Here is a 25,358-nt window from a genome sequence, read left to right as displayed (position 1 = left end):
AAACCTATGCAGAAGCACACAAAATCAGTTACATTATTGGTGGTAGAAGATAATTCCGGTGATTATTTATTGTTGGATGAATACTTACGGGAGCGCTTTGACGAAGTAACTATTGCAAGAGCTATTACTTACAAAGAAGCCGCCGCCTTATTACAGCAACAACATTCGTTTCAGGTAGTATTACTCGATTTGTCATTGCCCGATATAAGTGGAGAAGCATTGGTAAAAGAAATGATGGCCATTGCCGGAGACATACCGATAATTGTATTAACCGGGTATGCCGATATTGAATTTAGTATTGCTTCCCTTTCATTTGGTATTGCCGATTATTTATTGAAAGATGATATACAGGCCGATGTTATTTACAAAAGCATTGTGTATGCTATTGAACGTAAAAAAGTATTATGCCTTTTACAGGAATCTGAAAAAAAATACAGTAGTCTGTTTCAGTTCAGTCCGCAACCCATGTGGGTATATCACCCTCAAACACTGGAAATACTAGAAGTAAATAATGCAGCCGAAGTAGCTTATGGATATAGCCGCAATCATTTTTTAAAAATGCATATTTCTGATATTTTTTTAGAAAAGGAATTTGCAAAATGGATTGCTGCTAATTCAGCAAATGCATCTATTCAAAATTATTTAGATGCTGCAGTTGTATATAATCACCGGAAAAAACAGGGTGAAATTTTACTCGTTAATATTCTTACCTCCGGTATTGAATACAATAACATGACCTGTGTGTTAATGGTAGCCCACGATGTATCAGAACAAACATTATTGAAACGATCATTAGAAGAAGCCTATGCCAATATAGTTTCGGTAGAAGAACAGGAAAGGGAACGTTTTGCCGCTGATATACACGACGGGGTAACACAAAATTTAATTGCATTAAAAGTCTATTTTTCTTTCCTGAAAAAAAGCATGGAAAAAGAAAATAATGTGATTACAGAAAATATTGTGGATTTATTAGAAAAATCTATTCGTGATTGTAAAGACATTGTGAGCAATATCAGGCCAAAGGCGTTAATTGATAACGGATTATTTGCCGGATTAACAACACTTGTGCAACAGATGGCCGAGGCCAGCGCCATTCATATTGATACGCATGTTGATTTGTCGTTAGAACATTATTTTGATTTTAATGCACAATTAAATATTTACCGGATTATACAGGAGTGTATCAACAATCTGTTAAAGCATGCACAGGCAACTGCAGCCGTACTATCTATAACCCGTGAAGACGCGCACATGAAAATTGTTTTTTTCGATAACGGAAAAGGCATTGCTGAAGAAGTATTAACCCGGCAAAGTAGTTTTCTTTCCATGAAAAGAAGAACCGCTGTTTTAAATGGCAGGTTTCATGTGCAGAACAATCGAAATGTGGGTGCACGGTTTACATTCCATTTTCCTCTAAAAAATATACCCCATTCTGCCCGTTCTTTTTAAAGTAAAGTGATAATTTAAAATAATTGCTGATCCCATGCTATGAAGTAGCATGAATATTTATAACCTTTTTTTCCTTTCTTCTAAATAAGGCTCCGGCAGAAACCAACATCCAGGTAGCTTCTAAAATGATAAAGGGTGTATAATGAATTAAAATACTGGCTAAACAGGAAAGGCCTGCACCTATAATATTCATCCACAAATACAAAAGGCTGTCTTTGCCAATGGTATTGCGCAATTGCAGTAAATAGGCTATCAGCAGTATGAAAACACCGGTAAAGCCAATCCAATCGTTCAAATTAAAACTTGCCATGCGTGTTATTTTGTTGATATTATCCATTCTACCTCACCAAAACTAAAACTATTGGTAAAGGTATTGCCGGTGAGTAAATTACCTGATTGATCAACACCCTGAATAGTGGTGGTAAAAACGGCATTGTTTTTTTTTAGTTTTACCATCGCTCCTTTTTTATACAGGTAGTTGTTGTATTGTTGCAATATTTCAGTAAAGGCGCCTGCTTGTAATAATTGGTAATAATGGTTCAGATATTTGCACAATTCTTTGGCTAATTCCAAACAATCCAACTTTTTACCGGTAATCTGTTTTAAAGAAACGGGGTTGGGCAACCAATCTGGAAAATGGATTTGATTGATGTTTAAACCAATGCCCACCACTGCCCATTGCCAGCTGCCATTCCCGGAAATGATATTTTCAATTAAAATACCACCTGCCTTCCTGTCATTCCAGTAAATGTCATTTGGCCATTTTATGACAGTTTCATTTGCTGTATAATTGTTAAAAAAATTGTGTACAGCCAATGCCATTGCTGCATTAAAAACAAATTGTTGGTGCAGATGCAGAAATTCGGTTTGTACAATAATCGATAAAATAAGGTTGCTATTGGGTTCGGTAATCCAGACTTTACCACGTTGGCCTTTGCCTGCAGTTTGTTCCTGCGCAAAAACAGTGGTACCATGCTCCGCCAAATTAGTCTTAATAAGGCCAAGGGCATAGTTATTGGTACTGTCAACCGTGCTGAGTTCAATCCAGCGTTGCCCAATGGCGGATATATTGCTGTTAGATGACAAAAGATTGTTACTTTTGACACAAAGATATAAACAGGCAGATGAAGCCTTTTAAAACAGTTTTTTTACAACAGTTGTCGATGGATTCGTAAATAGGTTGAACTGTTTTAGTTGTTCAGCTGTTTTGTATATATTCAACAATTAAACCTTTATTTCATAACTAAAATTTACCTGATTATTGGCACCTCTTTCAGCAATCAATAACCGCAAAACAAACAAAGTTTCCCGGCTAAATAGAAACTCAAAATTTTTTAAAACCATTATTGGGGCTATTCAGGAAAAGAAGGGCGTACATATTACCAGTTTAGACCTGCGTAATATACCCGAAGCAGTTGCAGACTTTTTTGTAATATGTGAAGCTACCAGTACCACACAGGTAAAAGCAATAGCCGATTTTGTTACATTTCAGGTAAAAGAAGTATGTAACGAATTGCCTTACAGGCAGGAAGGAACCCAACAGGCCCATTGGATATTGGTAGATTATGTTAGCATAGTAGTGCATATCATGCAACCCGATGCCAGAAAATTTTATCAGTTGGAAGATATGTGGAGTGATGCATTGGCAATGGCACACAGCGAAGTTTAACCCTAATATTTTTATAGAGAAACACTTAAAATTGAAGCGCAATTTATATGGCACAAGAAGATAATAAACCCAAATTCCCATTTACAGATAAAGGTGGTGATGGTAGTTCGAATAAAAAAACACCCAAATTCAATATTTATTGGATTTATTTAATTGTTTTTGCTGTGTTAATCGGCTCTACTTTTTGGGGCAGGTTTACGCCTGAATCGGCTAAAATCAGCCAGCAGGATATGGAACAAAATATGCTGGCTAAAGGCGATGTGGAAAAATTAGACCTGGTACGTAATAAAGAATTGGTGCGGGTATACATTAAACCCGATAGCCTGAGCAAACCTTTTTATACCGAAAAGTTTAAGCGGAAATTGAATCCCGCCGACTTCAAAAATGTTCCGGTATTTGAATTTAAAGTAACCGACTGGAAAGTGTTTAACGACCAGATGGACCAATTCTATAAAACCCATCCGGAAGTACAACAAGTGCCCACCTATCCAACAGATGATGCCGACTGGTTTGGCGGTCCTATTTTCAGTACCCTCATTTCAATGGCATTGGTAATTGGCGTATGGATTTTATTTATGCGTAAAATGGGTGGCGGCGCTGGTGGTGGCGGTGGCGCCGGCGGTATTTTCAGCATTGGAAAATCAAAAGCTACTTTGTTCGATAAAGGTGCTAAAGTAAACATCAACTTTGGCGATGTGGCCGGCTTAGATGAAGCCAAAGTAGAAGTAATGGAAATTGTTGATTTCCTTAAAAATCCCAAAAAATATACAGCGCTGGGCGGTAAAATTCCAAAAGGCGCTTTGTTAATTGGTCCTCCGGGTACAGGTAAAACCTTATTGGCAAAAGCAATGGCCGGTGAAGCACAGGTGCCCTTCTTTAGCCTAAGTGGTAGCGATTTTGTAGAAATGTTTGTAGGCGTTGGTGCCAGCCGTGTTCGCGATTTGTTTAAACAAGCCCGCGAAAAAGCCCCCTGTATTATTTTTATTGATGAAATAGATGCCATTGGCCGTGCCCGTGGCAGAAACGCTATTATGAGTAACGATGAACGCGAAAATACCCTAAACCAATTGTTGGTTGAAATGGATGGTTTTGGGGGCGATTCAGGCATAATTATTCTGGCAGCTACCAACCGTCCGGATGTATTAGACAGTGCTTTACTGCGTCCGGGTAGGTTCGATAGGCAAATTACCATCGATAAGCCCGATTTAAAAGGCCGTGAAGCCATATTTAAAGTACACTTAGCACCCATTAAAGTATCTGAAACATTAGACATTTATAAATTAGCCGAGCAAACCCCGGGATTTGCAGGTGCCGATATTGCCAATGTTTGTAACGAAGCCGCATTGATTGCTGCCCGTAAAAACAAAACAGCAGTTGAAATGATTGATTTTCAAGATGCTATTGACAGGGTAATTGGTGGTTTGGAAAAGAAAAACAAAATCATTGCGCCGCATGAAAAAGAAATCATTGCCTACCATGAAGCAGGCCATGCTATTTGCGGTTGGTTTTTAGAATATGCTTACCCGTTATTAAAAGTTACCATTGTTCCCAGGGGCACTGCTGCATTGGGCTATGCACAATACACCCCCAAAGAGCAGTATTTATACAACACCGACCAACTGATGGATCAAATTTGTATGACGCTGGGTGGCCGTGCATCTGAGCAAATTTTCTTTGGTAAAATTTCTACCGGTGCCTCCAACGATTTGCAACAAGTAACCCGTATTGCCTACAGCATGGTTACCGTTTATGGTATGAACGATAAAATTGGAAATGTTAGTTTCTACGACCCCTCACAAGAAAATACATTTACCAAGCCTTATAGTGAGGAAACCGGTAAAATGATTGATGAGGCAGTGCGAAAAATTATTGAAGAGGCTTATCAAAAAACCATTCAGTTACTTACCGAGAAGAAAGCAGAAGTAGAAAAATTAGCCAAAGCATTGTTAGATAAAGAAGTTTTGCACAAGAGCGATGTGGAAGAACTAATTGGCAAACGGCCTTTTGAAGAAAAAAAGATATTGGATAACCCAATTGAACCTGATCCTATTGGCGGGGTACCTCCTACCAATATACCAGCCGTAAGCAGTGATGGTATTGCAGGCAATCAGGAAGCAGAACAAAAAGAAGTATAATGATGCAAGTTTCTTCCGCAAAAGAAAATATGCTTAAAAAAATAAGGCAGGCACTGGCACAACCGGTGCCTGTTCCCTTTCCGCATACTGAAGGCAGCGACCCTTCGTTTTCAACGCCAAATGAAGATCTGGAATTATTGTTTGCTGAAAATTTTACACAGTTAACAGGTAGGTTTTCTTTTTGTGCCAACCTTCAGGAACTGGTAACACAATTACAAACCTTAGTGAATGCCCGCCAATGGCCCGCTTTGTATTGTAGAGAAGATACATGGAGTGAAATATTGCAGCAACATGGGTTTACCCATTTGCAACAAAATAATTTAAACAACTGCCCGGCTGCTATTACCGGCTGCGAATTTTTAGTAGCCAGAACCGGCAGTATTGTGCTGAGTAGTGCACAGCAAAGTGGTAGAACGGTAAGTGTGTATACGCCGGTACATATTTGTATAGCCTATACGCATCAATTGGTGTTTGATGTAAAAGATGGTTTACAGTTATTGTACAACAAATACAAAGGCAATTGGCCATCGCTGGTTAGTTTTGCAACAGGCCCCAGCCGTACGGCCGATATTGAAAAAACATTAGTGGTGGGTGTGCATGGCCCCAAAGAAGTATTTTGTTTTTTGGTAGATGCCGGTTAAACATCCATTTTTATTATTACAAACAGCATGAACGATTTTCCTGATAAAAAAATATTTTTTCTCTCCGATTTCCATTTAGGTGCGCCGGATTATACCAGCAGCTTAGTTAGAGAAAAGAAAATTGTTGCTTTTTTAAACAGCATACAAGCACAGGCAGCCCAAATATTTATTATGGGCGATATTTTTGATTTTTGGTATGAATACAAAACAGTTGTACCCAAAGGGTATACACGTTTACTGGGTAAACTGGCCGAATTAACCGATGCAGGTATTCCGGTACATGTATTTGTAGGCAATCATGATATGTGGATGAGCGATTATTTTCAGAAAGAACTGAACATACCCGTTTATTTTGAACCTAAGGTGTATGAGTGGAACGGAAAAAGCTTTTATATTGGTCATGGTGATGGTTTAGGCCCCGGCGATTATGGCTATAAAATGATTAAAAAAATATTTCGCAATCGCTTTTGCCAGTGGTTATTTGGACAGTTGCATCCTACTTGGGGAATGGGTTTGGCCAATTATTTAAGCAGAAAAAGCCGTGCTAAAACAGGTATTAGCGAAGATCATTTTTTAGGCGAAAACAATGAATGGCTCATTGTATATGCCAAAGAACTGTTAGCAGAGCGGCATTATGATTATTTTATTTTTGGCCATCGACATTTCCCTATTGATTATGCATTACAAGAAAACAGCCGTTATATTAACCTCGGCGATTGGATTCAATATTTTACTTATGCTGTGTTTGATGGTACAAAGGTTGATTTGAATAGATGGAAGGAATAATTAGGAAACAACGTAAGTAGTAAATTGGATGTATTGTTGTTTTTTTTACAACTGTTAAACCCTTGGTAGGTAATGAGAAGTTTATACTGCGCCAACCAATATAAGCTACTAATGGTTGCTGTTTAGTAATACATATTCAAATAAAAATATTAAAAAGCCCCTTATTTCATTGTATGCAAGTAAGCAATATATTAATAACTTAAAATTTTACCCATCACTAACAATTTACTCCATTTTCCCTTTTCTTTTTTATACATATATGTCCATTCTTGTGATTCATCAGGTTTTACAACTGACATAAAACTAAATACGCATAAAGAAAAATTTCTTAAGAAAATAGGTTTTGAGAGCCTATAATAATAATTTTCATTCTCAGAAACAAATTGAATATTTTTCATCAGATGTTTATTAATATAATATTTGGTTGTGTCAGTATATATAGCTTTTTGCAAAGCAGATTTTTCTTCATTAGATAGTCCATATACACCGGTTCCAAATAATATTATACCATTAAATAAACCCTTGTTGCATAGGTAATTATTGATTTCTAAAACAGGGTATCGCTCAAATTCACTTTTCCTAATAAATTTCATAAACTTTTTCATTTCTCTTTTGTACCTGCCATTATTTGTTTGTGCCTTTAATCCATTATTTATAAAGACAGATAAGATAATAAACAAGAATAAGCTTACTGAAATAAAATGTTTCATAAACAATTCATTAAATTTAATTACTGCATTGCGTTCCGATTGTGCCATATTCAAATTGGCTTGAAAAAAATTGATAGCTACTTCTGCTGCCAACATCTGTTGTAAAACCATATTTCGTTAAAGCATCATTGAAGGCAGGTGAGCCTAACAAATCTCTGCCTAATCCACCCAAAGCCAAACTTGCGGCCTCTTGTGTAGATAAGGAGGGGAAAAAACTTTGTAAAGCACCAACTATACCCCCTACATAATTTTGTAATAGGTATGCGTGTTGTGTTAAACCATTTAATACAGATGGATTAGTGAATATATAAGCATGTACAATTTCATGAATTAAGATACTGGCCTTATATTCCTGACTTGCTGCAGGGTTAAATTGATCCAATCGAATATAGGTTGTTATATTTAAAGTTTTATTAATTGCATCATAACTTGATTGTGTTTGTGCAGGAACGGGTTCCCCTCTTGAACTTACTATTGTGGTGCTCTCAGCAAAAGTTAAATTTATTTTTGGGCCAACACCAAAAGTATTTTGCAAAATATTGGTTACCATATTTTGTAAATTATTATTTATCATATAATCAGCAATAGCTTTAAAACAATTATCCTACAAGTTGTTTTTTTTACAACTGTTAAAACGTTGGTAGGTATTGGGAAGTTCATCCTGCGCTATCCAATATAAGCTAAGAATGGGTGGTGTTTAGTAATGCATATTCAAGTAAAAATATTAAAAAGGCAATTATTTCATTAAATGTAAGTAAGCAATATATTAATAACTTAAAATTTTACCCATCACTAACAATTTACTCCATTTTCCCTTTTCTTTTTTATACATATATGTCCATTGTTGTGATTCATCAGGTTTTACAACTGACAAAAAACTAAACACGCATAAAGAAAAATTTCTTAAGAAAATAGGTTTTGAGAGCCTATAATAATAATTTTCATTCTCAGAAACAAATTGAATATTTTTCATCAGATGTTTATTAATATAATATTTGGTTGTGTCAGTATATATAGCTTTTTGCAAAGCAGATTTTTCTTCATTAGATAGTCCATATACACCGGTTCCAAATAATATTATACCTCTAAATAAACCTTTATTGCATAGATAATTATTGATTTCTAAAACAGGGTATCGCTCAAATTCACTTTTCCTAATAAATTTCATAAACTTTTTCATTTCTCTTTTGTACCTGACATTACTTGTTTGTGCCTTTAATCCATTATTTATAAAGACAGATAAGATAATAAACAAGAATAAGCTTGCTGAAATAAAATGTTTCATAAACAATTCATTAAATTTAATTACTGCATTGCGTTCCGATTGTGCCATATTCAAATTGGCTTAAAAAAAATTGATAGTTACTTCTGCTGCCAACATCTGTTGTAAAACCATATTTCGTTAAAGCATCATTGAAGGCAGGTGAGCCTACAACATCATCGTCCAATCCACCCAAAGCCAAACTTGCGGCCTCTTGTGTAGATAAGGAGGGGAAAAAACTTTGTAAAGCACCAACTATACCCCCTACATAATTTTGTAATAGGTATGCGTGTTGTGTTAAACCATTTAATACAGATGGATTAGTGAATATATAAGCATGTACAATTTCATGAATTAAGATACTGGCCTTATATTCCTGACTTGCTGCAGGGTTAAATTGATCCAATCGAATATAGGTTGTTATATTTAAAGTTTTATTAATTGCATCATAACTTGATTGTGTTTGTGCAGGAACGGGTTCCCCTCTTGAACTTACTATTGTGGTGCTCTCAGCAAAAGTTAAATTTATTTTTGGGCCAACACCAAAAGTATTTTGCAAAATATTGGTTACCATATTTTGTAAATTATTATTTATCATATAATCAGCAATAGCTTTAAAACAAGGATTCTGTAAGTTATTTTTTACGTCTGCTAAACTGTTGGTAGGTAATAGAATTCCAACTCTTCCACCACCTCCACTATGCACCGGTGTTGTAGCCCCTAAACCTGAACTGCCGTAAGCATTACTTCCATTATCAATATACATAGCATTGGTTTGGCACTGCGTGCCTATTGCAATGCCTATACCTCCGTATGAATCTGCTGGATAAGTATAACTATAAGTCCAACAATCGGTAAAAACTGCCACATACATTTCTACAGGCCTAAGGCTCATGGTAGCAGCATTCCTATTCTGGGTTTCTTGTGGTGCACCCCTATTTACAATATTCTTCCAATTAGATTCAATGGCATTGAAAATTCCATATAAAGTTGATTGTGTAAATGCAGTGGCTTTGATATTGCCATGTTTTGCCAGATAGTTTTGTGGAGTAGCTTTATCAATTAATCTAAAAAATGTATAATCCCTATTCCTTTCAGAACCAAATAACAATGCCGTTACTTTATTTTTCGAATCAATAATGGGAGTAGCCAATGTAAAGGTCCCGTTTTTATCTTTTAATACTACGCTCAAATCCCAAAACGCTTTTCCATACTTGTTTTCAATTACAGCAACAATACCGGTTCTATTATCATCATCTTTAAAGTGGAGAATGGTTCTGTTCAGTAAATCTTCATCAGCTAAGCTTCCATTTACCAAACTATATACCTGCTTTAATGAATCAATTCGCTCAAAAAAAGTATTCTTTTGTTCGTATAACTTATCATTCGTTTGTTTGGTGCAGGTTGTAAATACAATGCAGACAGCAATGATGAACAGCCTTATTTTATTAACTTCAGCATCAACACCGAATTTATTCCATCGGTGTATCAAAATAGTGCGGGGGGGGGGGTAAATATTTTTTCATAAGTAAATATATTGTTATGCTAATATAGCTTAAATATGTATTATAAACAAAATATAAATAGAAAATTTTTGCTTGTGGTTGTTTTGGATTGAATATGTATTTTAAAATTTTGGTTTTTTGATATTTACACTTGCTATATTTACTTTCCCACTTTTCAGTAGATTTACAGCCATTATAAAAAAGCTATGGAGCAATTTCTGAAACAAGTTTTTTTGGGTAATAGCATGCGCAGTTATATGGTAGTGCTGGCTACTATTATACTGGCTTTTATTGTAAAACGGTTTATTTCTAAATACTTAGCCAAAATTATTTATCGCATTTTTACTAAAAAGGGCAAAATCAATCATCGCGATGCATTTATCAGTCTCATTTTACCGCCGTTAGAATTGTTTTTGTTGTTGTTTATTGCTTTTACTGCCTTTGATGCATTGAATTTTCCGAAAGAGTTTGATATTCACATTTATAAAGTTACTTTTTTTGAGGCGATTGACAGCCTTTCCAATGCTGCACTTATTATAGTGTTTATCTGGCTCTGCCTGCGTATTATTGATTTTATTACATTGGTAATGGCCGATAAAGCAGCCACATCAAAAGAAGCTGCAGACCGACAGGTTTTATTTTTCTTCAAAGATTTTTTAAAGGTTTTGTTGGTTTTGGCAGGTGTTTTAATGGTATTGAAATTTTCCTTTCAACGCGATGTAAGCGGTTTACTTACCGGGTTAAGTTTGGTAGGTGCAGCCGTAGCTTTTGCTACTAAAGAAAGTATTGAAAATTTAATTGCTTCTTTTATTATTTTTTTCGACAAACCTTTTCGTGTAGGCGATTTTGTAAAAGTGCAAAGTTTTGCCGGTACGGTTGAAAAAATAGGGTTACGCAGCACCAAAATACGGTCGGCTGCTAAAACATTGCTCACCATTCCCAATAAGCAAATGGTAGATAGTGTAGTAGATAATGTTACATTAACCACTCAGCGTATGGCCGAGTTGCGGATGGAGTTGGGCTTAACCACAACCCCAACACAAATGAATGAATTGTTGAATGCCATTAGAGCATACCTGAAGAATAATAGTCAGGTGGTAAGCAGCATGGTGAATTTGGTAGATGCAGGCAAAAAAGCACATATTATTAGTGCATTGTATTATGTAAAAATGCCACAGGAGTACAGTGATTTTTTATTGCTGTGCGAAAGTGTAAATTTATTTGCCATACAAAAAGTGCAGGAATTGGGCATTGATTTGGCAGCAGCCAACACAGAGGTGCATGTTAAAAACATCAACAACACGCAGTAAAATTAACTGTTTAGGTTGGTTTGTATTTCTAATAAAAACTGTCGCATTTTCTCTAATAACTGTACCAGCTCAAATTGTTCGGCAGCCTTGTTTTTATTGGCTTTTAAATATTGTTTAGCACCTTCAATACTTAGTTTTTTATCGCGCAGCAAATAATAAATCAGAGCAATATTTTTAATGTCTTCATAACGGAAAAGCCTGTCGCCCTTTCTGGTTTTGCGGGGTTTTAAAATATCAAATTCATTTTCCCAATAGCGAATTAATGAAGTGGTAACGTTAAACCATTTGGCCACATCACCAATAGGATGATACAATTTTTGTTGTAAAGTAGCATCATCGGGCAGTTGTATGGCTTCGGCAGAAGTTAGTAAAACTTTATATGATTTTCGACCTCGTTTATTTTTAGTAGTTGCCTCTGCTAACGGTACCTCATTGTTGTTGGATTCAGAGGCGGTAGCTTCCGGCGTATTGGGCGAGATAACTTGTTTGGCTTTTATTTTTACCTGAATTTGATTATTGGCAAAAATTACCTTGCCCTTGCCGGAAGCATCGGGTATGGGATTGCCAAATAAATCTAATTGCTGAAAAGCCATACCGTAAAATTAGCAACTATTATATAATCGGTCATAATATGCACAATAAAAGATTGTAATTATCTTGCAGCATATATGGAAACAATTTCAACCATTGGAGTATGTGGCGCCGGTACTATGGGTAGCGGCATTGCACAACTTTGTGCCCAAAAAGGCATCCATACTGTATTGTTCGATGTAAATGAAACGGTTTTGCAAAATAGTCGCAGTAATATCTGGAAGAATTTGGAAACCCTGCAACAAAAAGGTAAAATATCAAAAGATGCCTGCATGGCCATAAAAAACCAATTGCATTTTACCCATGAGTTAACCGATTGTAAGGCACCTGTTATAATTGAAGCCATCATTGAGCAAAAAGAATCCAAGGCAAATTTATTCAATCAGTTAATTAGCATTAACAACCACCAAACCATTTTTGCCAGTAATACCTCTTCCATCTCCATTAATGCATTGGCTGCCTCCATAACGCAACCGCAAAGGCTGGCCGGCTTACATTTCTTTAATCCCGCTACCATTATGCAATTGGTAGAAGTAATTAAAGGAGAACAAACAGCACCCGAAGTAATCACCAAATTAGTGGCTTTAAGCCAACAATTGGGTAAAACACCGGTTCTTTGCAATGATGCACCCGGTTTTATTGTTAACAGAGTGGCAAGGCCTTATTATTTGGAGGCGCTGCGGTTGGTGGAGCAGGGACTGGCTACGGTTGAACAAGTGGATGCCATCATGGAAGCATCCGGTTTTAAAATGGGCCCATTCAAATTAATGGATTTAATTGGTATTGATATCAATTACAGTGTAAGTTGTATTGTTTGGGAAGCACTAGGAAAGCCTACCCGGCTTATGCCTTCTACTTTACAACAACAAAAAGTGGAAGTAAAACAGTTAGGAAAAAAATCAGGAATAGGGTTTTATTTCTATCAATAAATGTTACTGCCAAATATTTTTCTGCTTTAATCCATCAATTATGAAATGTGTTGCTTTGAATGCCCGGTTTTTACGGGCAGATGTTATGGAAGGATATGGAAATTATGTGCACGAAATATTTAAACGGTTGGTACTGCAACATCCGGAAACGAGTTTCATTTTTATTTTCGACCGGCCTTATGATGAAGCTTTTATAACCGGCAGCAATATAGTACCGTTAGTAGTTCCTCCATCTGCAAAGCATGCCCTTTCATTTAAATATTGGTACGATGTAAAAGTGCCTTTGGTATTGCGTAAATTTGCACCGGATGTTTTGGTGCAGCCTTATGGTTTTGCATCGCTTACTACAAAAATACCACAGCTTTTGGTGGTACACGATTTGGCTTTTAAACACCATCCTTCCTTTATTCCAAAACATCATTTGTATTATTACCGCTATTTTACTCCCCGCTTTTTAAAAAAAGTACAAAGCATTGTAACGGTTTCTGATTTTTCGAAAGAGGATATTGCACAACATTATCCATTTGCAGCAGCTAAAACTACCGTAGTGTACAATGCAGCCAAATCGGGTTTTCAACCTTTACCATTTGAGGCAAGGCAGGCTATTAAAACCCAATATGCCAATGGTTGTGAATATTTTTTATTTGTGGGAGGCATTCACCCCCGAAAAAATTTACTGAATTTGTTAAAAGCATTTACCATTTTTAAAAAATGGCAGAAAAGCAATATGAAATTATTGGTAGCAGGGCGTTTGGCTTGGCAATACAATGATATTATGGAAAAATTAGACAGTTATAAGCACCGGGATGATGTGGTGTTGTTAGATTATGTAAGTGATGCCGTTTTACAACCTATCATGGCAGCAGCATATGCACTGATTTACCCCTCTTTTTTTGAAGGTTTTGGTGTGCCCGTTATAGAGGCCATGCAAAGTGGAACGCCTGTTATTTGCAGCAACACAGGCAGTTTACCTGAAATTGCCGGCCATGCCGCCTTATTGGCAGCACCGGATGATGTGGAAGAGCTGGCACAACAAATGCAACTGATATATAAAGATGAAATAAAACGGAACCAATTAATTGAAGCCGGAAAACAACATTCCAAAAAATTTAACTGGGATGATAGTGCCAACCGTTTCTGGCAGGCTATACAACAACTCGCTAAAAAATAATACATTTTATATTTTAAGCACCATACACTGTTAATTGCATGCTGCCTTTAACTGAATATTGTATTTTTGCCACTTTACACTACATAAATTAGAAAATGATGCATCAATCAGATATTCACATTAAAGTTACGTTAGATACCGATAAAATTCCGGCAAACATTCTATGGCAGGCCAGCGATAGTACGGTGGATGAACCACAGCAGGCAAAAGCCATGATGGTGGCTTTTTGGGATGGTTTTGATAAAAGTGCTTTGCGAATTGATTTGTGGACCAAAGAAATGATGGTAGATGAAATGGCCGATTTTTATTATCAAAACCTTATGTCAATGGCCGATACCTTTGCCCGTGCAACCCAGCACAAGGAATTGGTAGAAGATATGAAAGCATTTGCCAAAAGCTTTTATCAAAAATTCAGAGAAATACAACTGCAACAAAACAAGTTGATGTAAGTATGATATTTTAAATTAAAAAAAATTACAATATGAATTTAGAAGAAAAAGTAATGGCAGAAATGAAAGAAGCTATGAAGGCTAAAAACGAAGCCTTGTTAAGAGGCTTAAGAGCCATTAAAGCAGAAATTATAAAAGCTAAAACCGAACCGGGAGCCAATGGGCAAATTGCCGGAGAAGCAGAATTAAAACTATTGCAGAAGTTGGTGAAGCAAAGAAAAGATTCTTTGGAAATTTATCAAAAGCAAAACAGGCCTGATTTGGCTCTAAAAGAAGAAGAAGAAATAGCCGTTATAGAAAAGTTTTTACCCCAACAATTATCGCCCGAAGCATTGAAAGAGGCCGTTCAAAAAATTATAGCTGCCAACGGCGCTACTACTGCAGCCGATTTGGGAAAGGTAATGAGTGTAGCCTCTAAACAACTAGCCGGACAGGCAGATGGAAAGGCCATTGCAGCCTGTGTAAAAGAATTATTGCAATCATAACATGGCTTGTTTATTGTTTTCATAATGTGCTGGCACCTCAATGGTAAACATGCTTTACTATAAATATCATTACAGAAAAATATTTTTTACTGAAAAGGATGTATCATGTTGATTGATGTGCCGGTAATATTGCTGCTACTGTTGGGTTTGTATAAAGGATACAAACGCGGTCTCGTTGTAGCTGTATTTTCAATGGTGGCTATTATTGCGGGTTTGGTCATTGCATTTAAAACCTTTGAGTGGGTAGCTGTTTGGTTACAAACGCAAACCACATTAAGTGGCCAGTGGATGAGTTTTGTAGCCTTTTTGATGGTATTGGCTATTATAATGGTGGTGGTGCATTTTTTAGCCAATTTGCTGCAACAAACCATTGAACTGTTGTGGATGGGTTTGTTGAACAAGTTATTGGGTATGGTTTTGTATGTATTTTTATATGTAAGTATTGGTGCCATTATTATGTATTATGCCGCTAAAGTGCATGTATTAAGCAATACAGCCATCCAAACTTCTAAATGCTATCCTTATATTCAAAAAAATGTACCTATATTACTGCACAAAGCAGGGATGGTGATTCCTTTTTTAGAACAAAGCATACATCAGTTAAGAACTATATAGCACATTTAAAATGGCAGATGCCCGCAACAACTTTTTTTCTTTATATTTAGGTATCTGTTCAGCTCAAACAGGAATATGATAACTTAGCGAACAGATTGCCGTTCAAAGTAACAGCCCAAGTGAGGCCTGACTTTTATTTTTTCGGTATATTTTGCTTTTATTTGTAAACAAACACGCAGTAGAACTTGGTTTAAGCATCGTATCATGAAGTATCAATTAAAACAAATAGATAAATTTAAATTTCTCGAAGAGGGAGAAGGTGAACCATTATTGTTGTTGCATGGCCTTTTTGGTGCATTGAGTAATTTTACGTATTTGGTAGAGCATTTTCGAAAAACACACAAAGTTATTGTACCCATTTTGCCCTTATTTGAATTAGATATTTTTCATACCACCGTACATGGCCTTGAAAAGCATGTACATAAATTTATTGAAATGCGTGGTTATGATAATATTCATTTGCTGGGCAACTCGCTTGGCGGGCATGTAGCTTTGGTTCATATTTTAAAACATCCTGAAAAAATTAAAACACTCACTTTAACAGGCAGTTCGGGGCTTTTTGAAAATGGAATGGGCGATAGTTACCCCAAAAGAGGTGATTATGAATATATTCGAAAAAAAGCAGAATTAACTTTTTATGATCCGGCCATGGCTACCAAAGAACTGGTAGATGAAGTGTTTGAAATTACCAATAACCGTTTAAAAGTTATTAAAATAATAGCACTGGCTAAAAGCGCCATCAGAAGTAATTTGGGTGAAGAACTGAGTCAGATTCAACAGCCAACCCTATTAATTTGGGGAAATAATGATACCATTACACCACCTTTTGTAGGCAAAGAGTTTAACAAGCTGATTCCCAATAGTGAATTGCATTTTATAGATAAATGCGGACATGCGCCCATGATGGAAGTGCCGGATGCATTCAATAAAATATTGGAATCCTTTCTGTCTAAAATAAAACAATCTGCCGAACAGTTACGTTAATACAATATATTTAATACGTTACCAACTGGCATGTTAGCACAACAATTCATACATACCGATTATCCAATATTACAATTAACAGATAAAGCTTATAAAGCTTTAGAGTTAATAGAATCTTACGATGTGCGCCATTGGCCTCTTTGTGCGGATGATAAATATGTTGGCCTTATTTATAAAGATGCGTTGTTAGATGTAACCGACGATGCCATACTTGGCAACTTGCAAAATAGTTTACAATCAGTAGCTGTTAAAAGTACCGATTCCATTCTTACCGCAGTAAAACAGGCCGCTGCCCACCATTTATCTTTAATTCCTGTAGTAAATGAGCAGAACATTTTAGAAGGCATACTTCGTTCGGAAGATTTACTCGGCATTTTAGCACGTTATATAGGCGTAGATATGCCTGGCGCTACCCTTGTTTTACAAATGGAAAGAAAAAATTATTCTTTTGGTGAAATTAACCGGCTGGTTGAAACCAATGATGCATTTATTACTCAACTCAACTCTTATTTTAATAACGATACCGGTCTTTTAGAGGTAACTATTAAAATTAATAAAACAGAAATAAGCGATGTTGTTGCTACTTTTCAGCGTTATGAATATGCTGTTCTCTATTACTTTGGCGAGGAATTATATGCCAACGAAATAAAAGACAATTACGATAACCTTATGGCTTATCTAAACGTGTAACATACCCTGCACAACCATTTCTTTGTATATTACGTATATGTATCGTTGTTAATTTTTTTAAGTGTTTTTACGCAAATAACAGCTAAACCTTACTTTTACCACCCAGCAAACCATCCATCATTTTTATGCGCTATTTGTGCCTTGTTATTTTATTATTCTGCTTCATTCATATTCAGGCACAACCCATTGATAGACTTCCTTTACAAAAACCTGTTGAATACATTATTGGGGGCATTTCTATTTTCGGAAATAAAAAAACAAAAGATTATATCATTTTGCGGGAAGCAACATTGAAAAAAGGTGACAGGCTTACCCCTGAACTGTTACAGCAAAAACTAATTGAGTCAAAAGAATTGATTTATAATACCGGTTTATTTGTGGATGATAGTGTTTATGTAGATTGTTTACAGGGTAATATTGCCTTTGTTCATATACGCGTAAAAGAGCGATTGTATTTTTTGCCCCTGCCTTATTTTCGGTTGGTAGACAGAAATTTTAATGAATGGTGGGTGCAGCAACACCGCAGTTTTAGCCGGGTGAATTATGGTATTAAATTTAATTATAACAATTTTACAGGACAGAACGATAATTTAAATATTTGGTTGATTAATGGTTATAACCAACAGGTGGCACTGCGGTACAATTTGCCTTTTTTCGATAAAAAATTAAGGCAGGGCATTAATGTGGGATTTGCATACTCTAACCAACGTGAGGTGAATTATGCCACCAGCCTTACCAATCAGCAATTGTTTTTTAAGAATGATAACAATTATGCCCGTACCTTTTACCGTTTTGATGCCACCTATTCTTATCGTCCCGATCAGTACCAGCGCCACTATTTCAGGGTTTCATATGATCATGATGCCATATCCGATACCGTTGCGGCTTTAAATCCGCAGTTCTTCCCCAATGGGTTAAACCAGGTAAAGTATATTGATTTTTCATACATCTATCAATATTTTAAAACCGATTATAATGTTTATCCCACAGATGGTTGGCAGGCACAAGGCAGTTTATATAAAAGAGGTATTGATAAAACTACTAACTTATGGCAGTTAGGTTTATATGGATTGTTTGCAAAACCCATTATGCCCAAAACTTTTATTGTTGCCGATGCTTCTGCTACTGTTAAATTTCCTTATAATCCCTATTTTTTCAGTCAGGCTTTATTGGGTTATGGCAGCTATCAAATGAGCGGATTGGAATATTATGTGGCAGATGGGATGGCCGGTGGATTGGCACATTTTTCTTTAAACAGGCAACTGTTTACCTATATTTTCAAAAATCCTATAAAAAGTAAAACACACGACAAGATACCTTTTCGGTTTTATGCCAAAATATATACGGATGTAGGGTATGCTTTTAACCCTTATGTGAACAATAATTTATTAAACAACAAACTGTTGCATACATGGGGTTTTGGGTTGGATATTGTATCAATATACGATTTTGTATTTCGTTTTGAATATAGCTTTAATCAACTCGGAGGCAAAGGTTTATATTTACATGCCAATAATAGTTTTTAGCCGATGGCGTTGATGTACAAAATGGTGCAACCTGCCTTTGTTGACTGTCATCCCTAAAACTTAGAATTAAAAAATCACATCATTAATTGTAGCGGTTTTAAAAATCCAACCATTCTTTGAAAGCAAAATTTATACAAATCAGGAATATTTCCTGTTGCAGAAAATAAATCAGTAACAAATGAAAGTAGCTATTTATAGCCGTGGTTTAGATATAGAACAGGGCAATCCATTGCAACTGCTGGTAGAATTATTAATACAGCAAAATATTGGAATATTATTATACCGGTCATTGTTAGGAAGATTTCCATTGCCTGCAGCTTTATTGCAACATATTACGCCTTTTCAAAGTGCAGATGATTTTGATGCAGAAGTAGAATGTTTAATCAGTTTAGGAGGGGATGGAACCATGTTAGATGCAGTTACTTTAATTCGCAACAGCAATATTCCTATTCTGGGTATCAATTTTGGTCGGCTTGGTTTTCTGGCAAGTATTAGTCCTGATGAACTTTCCAGTGCCGTAGATGCGCTGATGAACCGCACTTTTGTAGTAGATAAAAGAAGTTTATTGCATATTGATGCCAATGTGCCATTATTTAACAATGCACCCTTTGCATTGAATGAATTTTCAATACATAAAAGAGATACTTCGCCCATGATAAAAATTCACACGTATTTAAATGGTGAATTTTTAAACACTTATTGGGCAGATGGCTTAATTATTGCTACACCAACGGGTTCAACAGGATATAATATGAGTTGTAACGGCCCCATTTTATTTCCCGATTCGCCCAGTTTTGTAATTACCTCGGTGGCACCGCACAATTTAAATGTACGGCCCATCGTTGTAGCAGATACCAGTGTAATTTCATTTGAAGTAGAAGGCAGAACCGATCAGTTTATTTGTGCTTTAGATGCCCGAAAAGAAATTGTAGACATCAATACACAAATCGCCATTCGAAAAGAAAAATTTCATGTAAACTTAATACGGTTAAATGAAAATAGTTTTCTTTCTACCCTGCATTCTAAATTAACCTGGGGGCTCGATAAAAGAAATTAGTAATGTTATCATTATTTTTTAATCGGGTTGTATTTTAAACTTATATTTACATCAAATTATATTGCTATCTGATGATAAGAAAGTATTGGCTGTTATTCACCCTCTGCCTCGTATCTAACCTGCCTTTGCATGCGCAAATGTATGATAGCTTTGTGCACGATGGGGAGTTTGGGGCTTCCCTTGGGCTCGACCATTATTTTGGTGATTTGAACCCTACCGGCAAATTGAATAAACCCAAATTTTCCGGCGGCTTATTCTATCGTAAACAAATCAACAATTACGTAGGAATTCGTTTATCGGGCAATTATTTGTTTTTGGGCTATTCAGATAAGTATAGCGATAACCCTTTTCAACGGCGCCGCAACCTGAGTTTTAATACAGATATTTGGGAAATGGCCATTAGCGGCGATTTTAATTTTTTTAAATTCCTTCCTGGTTTTCCCGAATACCGGTTTACACCTTATATTAGTTTGGGTATTGGTATTTTTTCTTACAATCCCTACACCTATTTAAATGGCGCCAGAGTGTATTTGCGGCCATTAGGCACAGAAGGCCAGGGCAGCCCCTTATATCCCAATAGGAAACAATATGGCACTACTGCATTATGTATACCATTTGGGTTAGGTGTAAAATATGCTTTAAATGAAAAAATGAACCTGTTTGCTGAAGTAACTTACCGGTTTACTAATACGGATTATATAGATGATGTAAGCACTACATATGCTCCCGATGCTTACCCTGCCATAGATGCCAATGGAAATCCAACCACCTGGTTTTTATTGCAAGATCGCAGTTATGAAACAGGCACTGTTATTGGCATTAAAGGTCGCCAGCGTGGCACCAGCCTCAAAAACGATTCTTATGTTTCTTTACAAATTGGCGTTTCATTCAATTTGCAATCCTATAAATGCCCAACGCATTAAAATGTTCTATTTTACCCTTTATTTTAGCTAAAATGGTATGTTTACAACTGCACATGCATTTGTACAATAATGTTGTAATGCCAAAAACAGAGAAAACCTTTTAGTCAGGGGCTATATTTTTATTCACAAACCCATTGCTTTCCCTACATTTGCCGCTACAAAATCGTACGGGTTTCACATGCAAGCCTTATTACAACAAATTGATACATCCAGACTACCCCGCCATATTGCTATTATTATGGATGGCAATGGCCGTTGGGCAGAAGAAAAGGGTCAGGAGCGCTTATATGGCCATTTTCATGGGGTAGAAAGTGTACGTAATATTGTAGAAGGGTGTGCCGAATTGGGCATTGAATACCTTACACTGTATGCATTTAGTACCGAAAATTGGGATAGGCCACAACCGGAAGTAGAAGGATTAATGACATTATTGGTTGAAACCATTCGCAAAGAAGTGCCGGTACTCAATAAAAATAATATCCGTTTACATGTTATTGGTGAATTAAGCATGTTGCCCGACTTTGCCAGAACTGCATTAAACGAAGCATTAGCTTTAACTGCTGCCAATACCGGTTTAAATTTAGTGATGGCATTGAGTTATAGTAGCCGATGGGAGTTGGTAAATGCCGTAAAAAACATTGCAAAAGATGTAAAAGCCGGTAAAATTGAACCCGATAGCATTAATCAGGATACCTTGCAAAAATACCTGAGCACCAGTAACCTGCCCGATCCGGAATTGATGATTAGAACCAGTGGAGAGTATAGAATCAGTAATTTTTTATTATACCAATTGGCGTATGCCGAATTGTATTTTACCAATACACGCTGGCCCGACTTTAGAAAAGAAAACCTTTATGAAGCCATTATCGACTTTCAAATGCGGGAACGGCGTTTTGGAAAAATTAGCAGGCAAATTAAAGCGAAGGAATTACACAAATAAAAATTTAATATGCTATTGTGATGAATTTAACGGCCGATTTAACAAACACTTTTAATTATTCCCTTTAATTTGCTCCAGTTAATATATGCTGAAACAACTGTCTAATGCTACTTTTTTATGGTGCAATAGAACGGCAACCATACCAAAAAACCCTATTCGGATGCAGAAAACGCTTAAGCTTTTGACTCTTGCTTTATTTCTTAGTTGCTTTCACCTGTCTGTATATGCCCAGCAAAAGGCTGATACAACTATCACTTCTATAGACGCTGACCTTATTAATATCTTCAATCAAAAAACCCCAAAAAAATATAAAATTGAAGCTATTAAAGTAACCGGTAACAAATATTTTGATGAAAACCTGCTAATTTCCATTTCCGGATTAAATGTGGGCGATGAAGTGGTAATTCCGGGAGGCGATAATTTTTCAAGAGCCATTAATAAATTATGGAGCCAAAACTATTTCTCGAATGTAGAAATTTATATTACCAAATTAGTAGGTACTAATATTGACATTGAAATAAATGTTACCGAAAGACCACGCCTCTCAAAATTTTATTTTAAAGGCATTGGGAAAGGAGCTACCGACGATTTAAATTCCAAAACCGGACTGGTGCCGGGAAGGGTAGTTACCGAAAATATGAAACGCACAGCTTCTGAAGCCATTCGTAAATATTTCTTCGATAAAGGCTATCAAAATGCTCATGTAACCATTCAGGAAATAAAAGATTCTACCCGTTCTAATTCAATGGATTTGGTATTTGTGGTGGACAGGGGCGGAAAAATTAAAATTAGCGATATTTATTTTGCCGGCAATACTGTAGATGCCGCCAAACTAAAAAAACAAATGAAGGGAACCAAAGAAAAAGGCCATTTAACCTTATTCCCATCGATTGATTCCAGCGGGTTTATTAAACCACAACCCTATACTTTTCAACAATACATGCGTGATAAAGGCTTTTTAAACTTTACAGATACACGTAAAGTAGTAGCTCCATATATCCGCATAAAACCCTTTGTTTCTGCCAAGTATAATGAGAAGAAATATAACGAAGACAAAGAATCGATTATTGATTTTTATAACTCCATTGGTTACCGCGATGCCCAAATTGTAAAAGACCAGGTATTTAAAAATTCAAAAGGAAATTTAGATATTGATATTGCAATAAGTGAAGGCCATAAATATTATTTTGGAAACATTAGCTGGAGGGGAAATACCATTTATTCTGATTCTATTTTAACTGTAATACTCGGCATTAAAAAAGGCGATACGTACAATATGGAAATATTGAACAAGCGCCTGGGTAAAGGTGGCGGTGCTCCCGATGGTAGTGCCGATATCAGCAGCTTGTATTTAGATAATGGTTACCTCTTCTTCAGAGCTGATCCGGTTGAAACTGCAGTATACAATGATACCATTGATTATGAAATCAGGATGGTAGAAGGGCCACAAGCTACTATTAAAAATGTACGGATTTCAGGCAATGATAAAACAAAAGAATACGTTATTCGGCGTGAATTACGTACCATTCCGGGTGAAAAATTTAGTAGAACCGATTTAATCCGCTCTCAGCGTGAAATTGCTCAGTTAAATTATTTTAATCAGGAAAAAATAGGTATTAACCCTGTTCCTAACCCCGATGATGGAACAGTAGATATAAATTATTCTCTTGAAGAAAAATCAAGTGATCAGTTAGAGTTAAGTGCCGGTTGGGGTGGCGCCATTGGCTTAACCGGAACAGTGGGCGTTTCCTTCAATAACTTCTCCATCAAAAATATATTCAGTAAAAAAGCCTGGGATCCGTTACCTATGGGTGATGGACAAAAATTGAGTTTCCGTGTACAAAGTAACGGGCGGGCATTTCGTTCCTATAATTTCTCTTTCACCGAACCATGGGTAGGTGGTAAAAAAAGAAACGCACTAACATTTTCTATTTATGATACCAAATTTGCCAATGCCTACGACCCGCTTACCGGTACCTATACTGCCGCAGCAGCAGGTCGTTCATTCCTAAAAACAACCGGTGCTTCGGTATCATATAGCAAACAGTTAACCTGGCCTGATGATTATTTCTCCCTTTCATTCTCTGTTAATTATACCCGTTATCAATTGGTTAACTATGCTATTAGTCAGCAACTTAAATTACGCGACGGTACTTTATTTAACAATGGTATTTCCAATAACTTCAATTTTAAGGTTGCATTACAACGGTCATCTGTTAACCAGCCTTTATTCCCAACTTCGGGTTCAACCTTTTTAGCAAGTTTAGCCGTAACCCCCCCCTACTCAGCATTTAATCCGGGTGTGGTTACACAAAATGATCCTTATAATTTTATTGAGTATCATAAATGGCGCTTCAATGGTGAGTGGTATGTGCCCTTAAGTAAAGGTACCGGTGAAGACCATAACAAAATGTTTGTTTTGAAATTAGCAGCTAAATTCGGCTTCCTCGGAAGATATAATCCGCAACTGCAAATCTCACCCTTTGAGCGTTTTCAGTTGGGTGATGCCGGTTTAAGCAACCAATATGCTTTAATAGGATACGATATTATTTCGCAAAGAGGTTACCCTGTGTATGAAACCTCTAATCCGCGTATTAACCCCGACCAAACCGGTGCAAGTCAGTATTTTACCATGTTTAATAAATACACTGCCGAATTAAGGTACCCATTAAGTTTAAACCCCAGTAGTACAATTTATGCAGAGTCATTTTTTGAAGCAGCCAATGGCTGGTATGATTTAAAAGATTATAATCCGTTTCAGTTAAGGCGTTCCGTGGGTGTGGGTATGCGCTTCTTTTTACCTATGTTCGGATTGCTGGGATTTGATTATGGAATAGGGTTAGATAGGTATACGCCTGGTGCCAGCTTAAAAGATATTTCCAGATTTACCTTTATGTTAGGATTTGAACCGGAATAGGATTGTATTGAATTTGCTTAATTTGTATGGTTAAATACAGCCACTGCAACCAAGCAGGAGGATGTTCATAAATTGAAAAATACAGGTATGAAAAAATTATCGTTTTTACTGATTGGCTGTATCCTGCTCAGTCTGGGTGCAGTGCAGGCGCAACGTTATGCCGTAATAGATACCAAGTATATTTTAAACAAAATGCCCGAATATGTTCAGGCAAATAAACAAATTCAACTGATTAGTGAGCAGTGGCAAAAAGAAATAGATGATAAACAGGCTGCACTGGATCAGATGTATAAAAATTATGCCGCTGAACAGGTAATGTTAAGCGATGAACTAAAAAATAAACGCGAAGCAGAATTGTTTAATAAAGAAAAAGAGGTACGTGATTTGCAGAAAAAAAGGTTCGGTTATGATGGAGATGTGTTTAAAGAACGTCAACGATTGATAAAGCCCATTCAAGACAAAGTATACAATGCCATTCAAAAAATTGCTGTTGAAAAAGCTTATGATTTTGTTCTGGATAAAAGTGAAGGAATTACCGTTATATTTGTCGACCCAAAATTAGATAAGAGTGATGATGTGCTCCGTGAATTGGGAATTAAACCTTAAAATAACATA

26 protein-coding genes are annotated in these 25,358 nt (G+C 36.3%); 19 read left to right on the top strand and 7 right to left on the bottom strand.

What is annotated here, in order from left to right; all coding sequences use genetic code 11:
- The first annotated feature begins 6 nt into the window (after positions 1-6).
- Positions 7-1,449 carry a response regulator gene (locus A0F92_RS07325; protein WP_068243583.1) on the top strand — a complete coding sequence of 481 codons (1,443 nt, stop codon included), beginning with the start codon at positions 7-9 and terminating at the stop codon, positions 1,447-1,449.
- A 37-nt stretch (positions 1,450-1,486) separates the two neighbouring features.
- Here the strand turns inward: A0F92_RS07325 and A0F92_RS07320 are convergent, their stop codons facing one another.
- Both A0F92_RS07320 and A0F92_RS07315 read right to left on the bottom strand, forming a co-directional pair.
- Positions 1,487-1,759 carry a CBU_0592 family membrane protein gene (locus A0F92_RS07320; protein ID WP_068243742.1) on the bottom strand — a complete coding sequence of 91 codons (273 nt, stop codon included), beginning with the start codon at positions 1,757-1,759 and terminating at the stop codon, positions 1,487-1,489.
- A 5-nt stretch (positions 1,760-1,764) separates the two neighbouring features.
- Positions 1,765-2,535 (bottom strand): biotin--[acetyl-CoA-carboxylase] ligase, encoded by a 771-nt coding sequence (locus A0F92_RS07315; protein ID WP_253810251.1) that lies wholly within the window; start codon positions 2,533-2,535, stop codon positions 1,765-1,767.
- Between the two features lie 175 nt (positions 2,536-2,710).
- On the opposite strand from A0F92_RS07315, the gene rsfS reads away from it, so the two are divergent.
- From rsfS to A0F92_RS07295, 4 genes are read left to right on the top strand one after another with little or no spacing between them, the layout of a single operon-like run.
- Positions 2,711-3,118, top strand: coding sequence for a ribosome silencing factor (gene rsfS / locus A0F92_RS07310; RefSeq protein WP_068243580.1), 408 nt, complete (start codon positions 2,711-2,713; stop codon positions 3,116-3,118).
- A gap of 47 nt (positions 3,119-3,165) precedes the next feature.
- Complete coding sequence (gene ftsH / locus A0F92_RS07305; RefSeq protein WP_167516891.1) at positions 3,166-5,253, top strand: ATP-dependent zinc metalloprotease FtsH; 2,088 nt, start codon at positions 3,166-3,168, stop codon at positions 5,251-5,253.
- Positions 5,253-5,894, top strand: a complete 642-nt coding sequence (locus A0F92_RS07300) for a LutC/YkgG family protein (protein WP_068243577.1) — start codon at positions 5,253-5,255, stop codon at positions 5,892-5,894. The genes ftsH and A0F92_RS07300 overlap by 1 nt, the downstream gene beginning before the upstream one ends.
- Positions 5,895-5,921: 27 nt before the next feature.
- The gene (locus A0F92_RS07295; protein WP_068243574.1) at positions 5,922-6,680 is read left to right on the top strand and encodes a UDP-2,3-diacylglucosamine diphosphatase; all 759 of its coding nucleotides are present in this window, start codon (positions 5,922-5,924) and stop codon (positions 6,678-6,680) included.
- Between the two features lie 191 nt (positions 6,681-6,871).
- On the opposite strand, the gene A0F92_RS07290 is transcribed toward A0F92_RS07295, so the two are convergent.
- The 4 genes from A0F92_RS07290 to A0F92_RS07275 all read right to left on the bottom strand — a co-directional run bounded on the left by A0F92_RS07290 (position 6,872) and on the right by A0F92_RS07275 (position 10,143).
- The gene (locus A0F92_RS07290; protein WP_068243571.1) at positions 6,872-7,438 is read right to left on the bottom strand and encodes a hypothetical protein; all 567 of its coding nucleotides are present in this window, start codon (positions 7,436-7,438) and stop codon (positions 6,872-6,874) included.
- Positions 7,407-7,940, bottom strand: a complete 534-nt coding sequence (locus A0F92_RS07285; protein ID WP_167516890.1) for a hypothetical protein — start codon at positions 7,938-7,940, stop codon at positions 7,407-7,409. Before A0F92_RS07285 ends, A0F92_RS07290 begins: the two co-directional genes overlap by 32 nt.
- A gap of 216 nt (positions 7,941-8,156) precedes the next feature.
- Positions 8,157-8,723 carry a hypothetical protein gene (locus A0F92_RS07280; RefSeq protein ID WP_068243562.1) on the bottom strand — a complete coding sequence of 189 codons (567 nt, stop codon included), beginning with the start codon at positions 8,721-8,723 and terminating at the stop codon, positions 8,157-8,159.
- Positions 8,692-10,143, bottom strand: coding sequence for a hypothetical protein (locus A0F92_RS07275; protein ID WP_167516889.1), 1,452 nt, complete (start codon positions 10,141-10,143; stop codon positions 8,692-8,694). Before A0F92_RS07275 ends, A0F92_RS07280 begins: the two co-directional genes overlap by 32 nt.
- 219 nt (positions 10,144-10,362) lie before the next feature.
- Between A0F92_RS07275 and A0F92_RS07270 the strand changes: the two genes are divergently transcribed.
- Positions 10,363-11,466 (top strand): mechanosensitive ion channel family protein, encoded by a 1,104-nt coding sequence (locus A0F92_RS07270; RefSeq protein ID WP_068243556.1) that lies wholly within the window; start codon positions 10,363-10,365, stop codon positions 11,464-11,466.
- Between the two features lie 2 nt (positions 11,467-11,468).
- Here the strand turns inward: A0F92_RS07270 and A0F92_RS15555 are convergent, their stop codons facing one another.
- Positions 11,469-12,059 (bottom strand): MerR family transcriptional regulator, encoded by a 591-nt coding sequence (locus A0F92_RS15555; protein WP_167516888.1) that lies wholly within the window; start codon positions 12,057-12,059, stop codon positions 11,469-11,471.
- A 75-nt stretch (positions 12,060-12,134) separates the two neighbouring features.
- Between A0F92_RS15555 and A0F92_RS07260 the strand changes: the two genes are divergently transcribed.
- The 13 genes from A0F92_RS07260 to A0F92_RS07200 all read left to right on the top strand — a co-directional run bounded on the left by A0F92_RS07260 (position 12,135) and on the right by A0F92_RS07200 (position 25,349).
- Entirely contained in the window at positions 12,135-12,986 is an 852-nt protein-coding gene (locus tag A0F92_RS07260) for a 3-hydroxyacyl-CoA dehydrogenase family protein (RefSeq protein ID WP_068243550.1), read from the top strand.
- 40 nt (positions 12,987-13,026) lie between these two features.
- Complete coding sequence (locus tag A0F92_RS07255) at positions 13,027-14,157, top strand: glycosyltransferase family 4 protein (RefSeq protein ID WP_068243548.1); 1,131 nt, start codon at positions 13,027-13,029, stop codon at positions 14,155-14,157.
- 95 nt (positions 14,158-14,252) lie between these two features.
- On the top strand, positions 14,253-14,606 hold the full coding sequence (gene gldC / locus A0F92_RS07250) for a gliding motility protein GldC (RefSeq protein WP_068243545.1): 354 nt from the start codon (positions 14,253-14,255) through the stop codon (positions 14,604-14,606).
- A 32-nt stretch (positions 14,607-14,638) separates the two neighbouring features.
- A complete protein-coding gene (locus A0F92_RS07245) occupies positions 14,639-15,091 on the top strand; it encodes a GatB/YqeY domain-containing protein (RefSeq protein ID WP_068243544.1) in 453 nt (150 codons plus the stop codon).
- A gap of 105 nt (positions 15,092-15,196) precedes the next feature.
- Positions 15,197-15,706 carry a CvpA family protein gene (locus A0F92_RS07240; RefSeq protein WP_068243542.1) on the top strand — a complete coding sequence of 170 codons (510 nt, stop codon included), beginning with the start codon at positions 15,197-15,199 and terminating at the stop codon, positions 15,704-15,706.
- A 204-nt stretch (positions 15,707-15,910) separates the two neighbouring features.
- Positions 15,911-16,690, top strand: a complete 780-nt coding sequence (locus A0F92_RS07235; protein ID WP_068243539.1) for an alpha/beta fold hydrolase — start codon at positions 15,911-15,913, stop codon at positions 16,688-16,690.
- A gap of 30 nt (positions 16,691-16,720) precedes the next feature.
- On the top strand, positions 16,721-17,380 hold the full coding sequence (locus tag A0F92_RS07230) for a CBS domain-containing protein (RefSeq protein ID WP_068243536.1): 660 nt from the start codon (positions 16,721-16,723) through the stop codon (positions 17,378-17,380).
- Between the two features lie 125 nt (positions 17,381-17,505).
- Positions 17,506-18,906 carry a POTRA domain-containing protein gene (locus A0F92_RS07225; RefSeq protein ID WP_068243532.1) on the top strand — a complete coding sequence of 467 codons (1,401 nt, stop codon included), beginning with the start codon at positions 17,506-17,508 and terminating at the stop codon, positions 18,904-18,906.
- Positions 18,907-19,084: 178 nt separating this feature from the next.
- On the top strand, positions 19,085-19,963 hold the full coding sequence (locus A0F92_RS07220) for an NAD kinase (protein ID WP_068243529.1): 879 nt from the start codon (positions 19,085-19,087) through the stop codon (positions 19,961-19,963).
- 71 nt (positions 19,964-20,034) lie between these two features.
- A complete protein-coding gene (gene porG / locus A0F92_RS07215) occupies positions 20,035-20,886 on the top strand; it encodes a type IX secretion system protein PorG (RefSeq protein ID WP_068243526.1) in 852 nt (283 codons plus the stop codon).
- Positions 20,887-21,064: 178 nt separating this feature from the next.
- Positions 21,065-21,826: an isoprenyl transferase gene (locus A0F92_RS07210; RefSeq protein ID WP_068243523.1), complete on the top strand. Its 762-nt coding sequence runs from the start codon at positions 21,065-21,067 to the stop codon at positions 21,824-21,826.
- A gap of 160 nt (positions 21,827-21,986) precedes the next feature.
- Positions 21,987-24,743, top strand: a complete 2,757-nt coding sequence (locus A0F92_RS07205) for a BamA/OMP85 family outer membrane protein (RefSeq protein ID WP_068243732.1) — start codon at positions 21,987-21,989, stop codon at positions 24,741-24,743.
- Between the two features lie 87 nt (positions 24,744-24,830).
- Positions 24,831-25,349, top strand: coding sequence for an OmpH family outer membrane protein (locus tag A0F92_RS07200; protein WP_068243730.1), 519 nt, complete (start codon positions 24,831-24,833; stop codon positions 25,347-25,349).
- Positions 25,350-25,358 lie beyond the last annotated feature (9 nt).

Source organism: Hydrotalea flava (assembly GCF_001623405.1).
GTDB lineage: Bacteria > Bacteroidota > Bacteroidia > Chitinophagales > Chitinophagaceae > Hydrotalea > Hydrotalea flava.
Note: the sequence above shows the minus strand (reverse complement) of the source record. Positions and strands in the feature narration are given on the sequence as shown.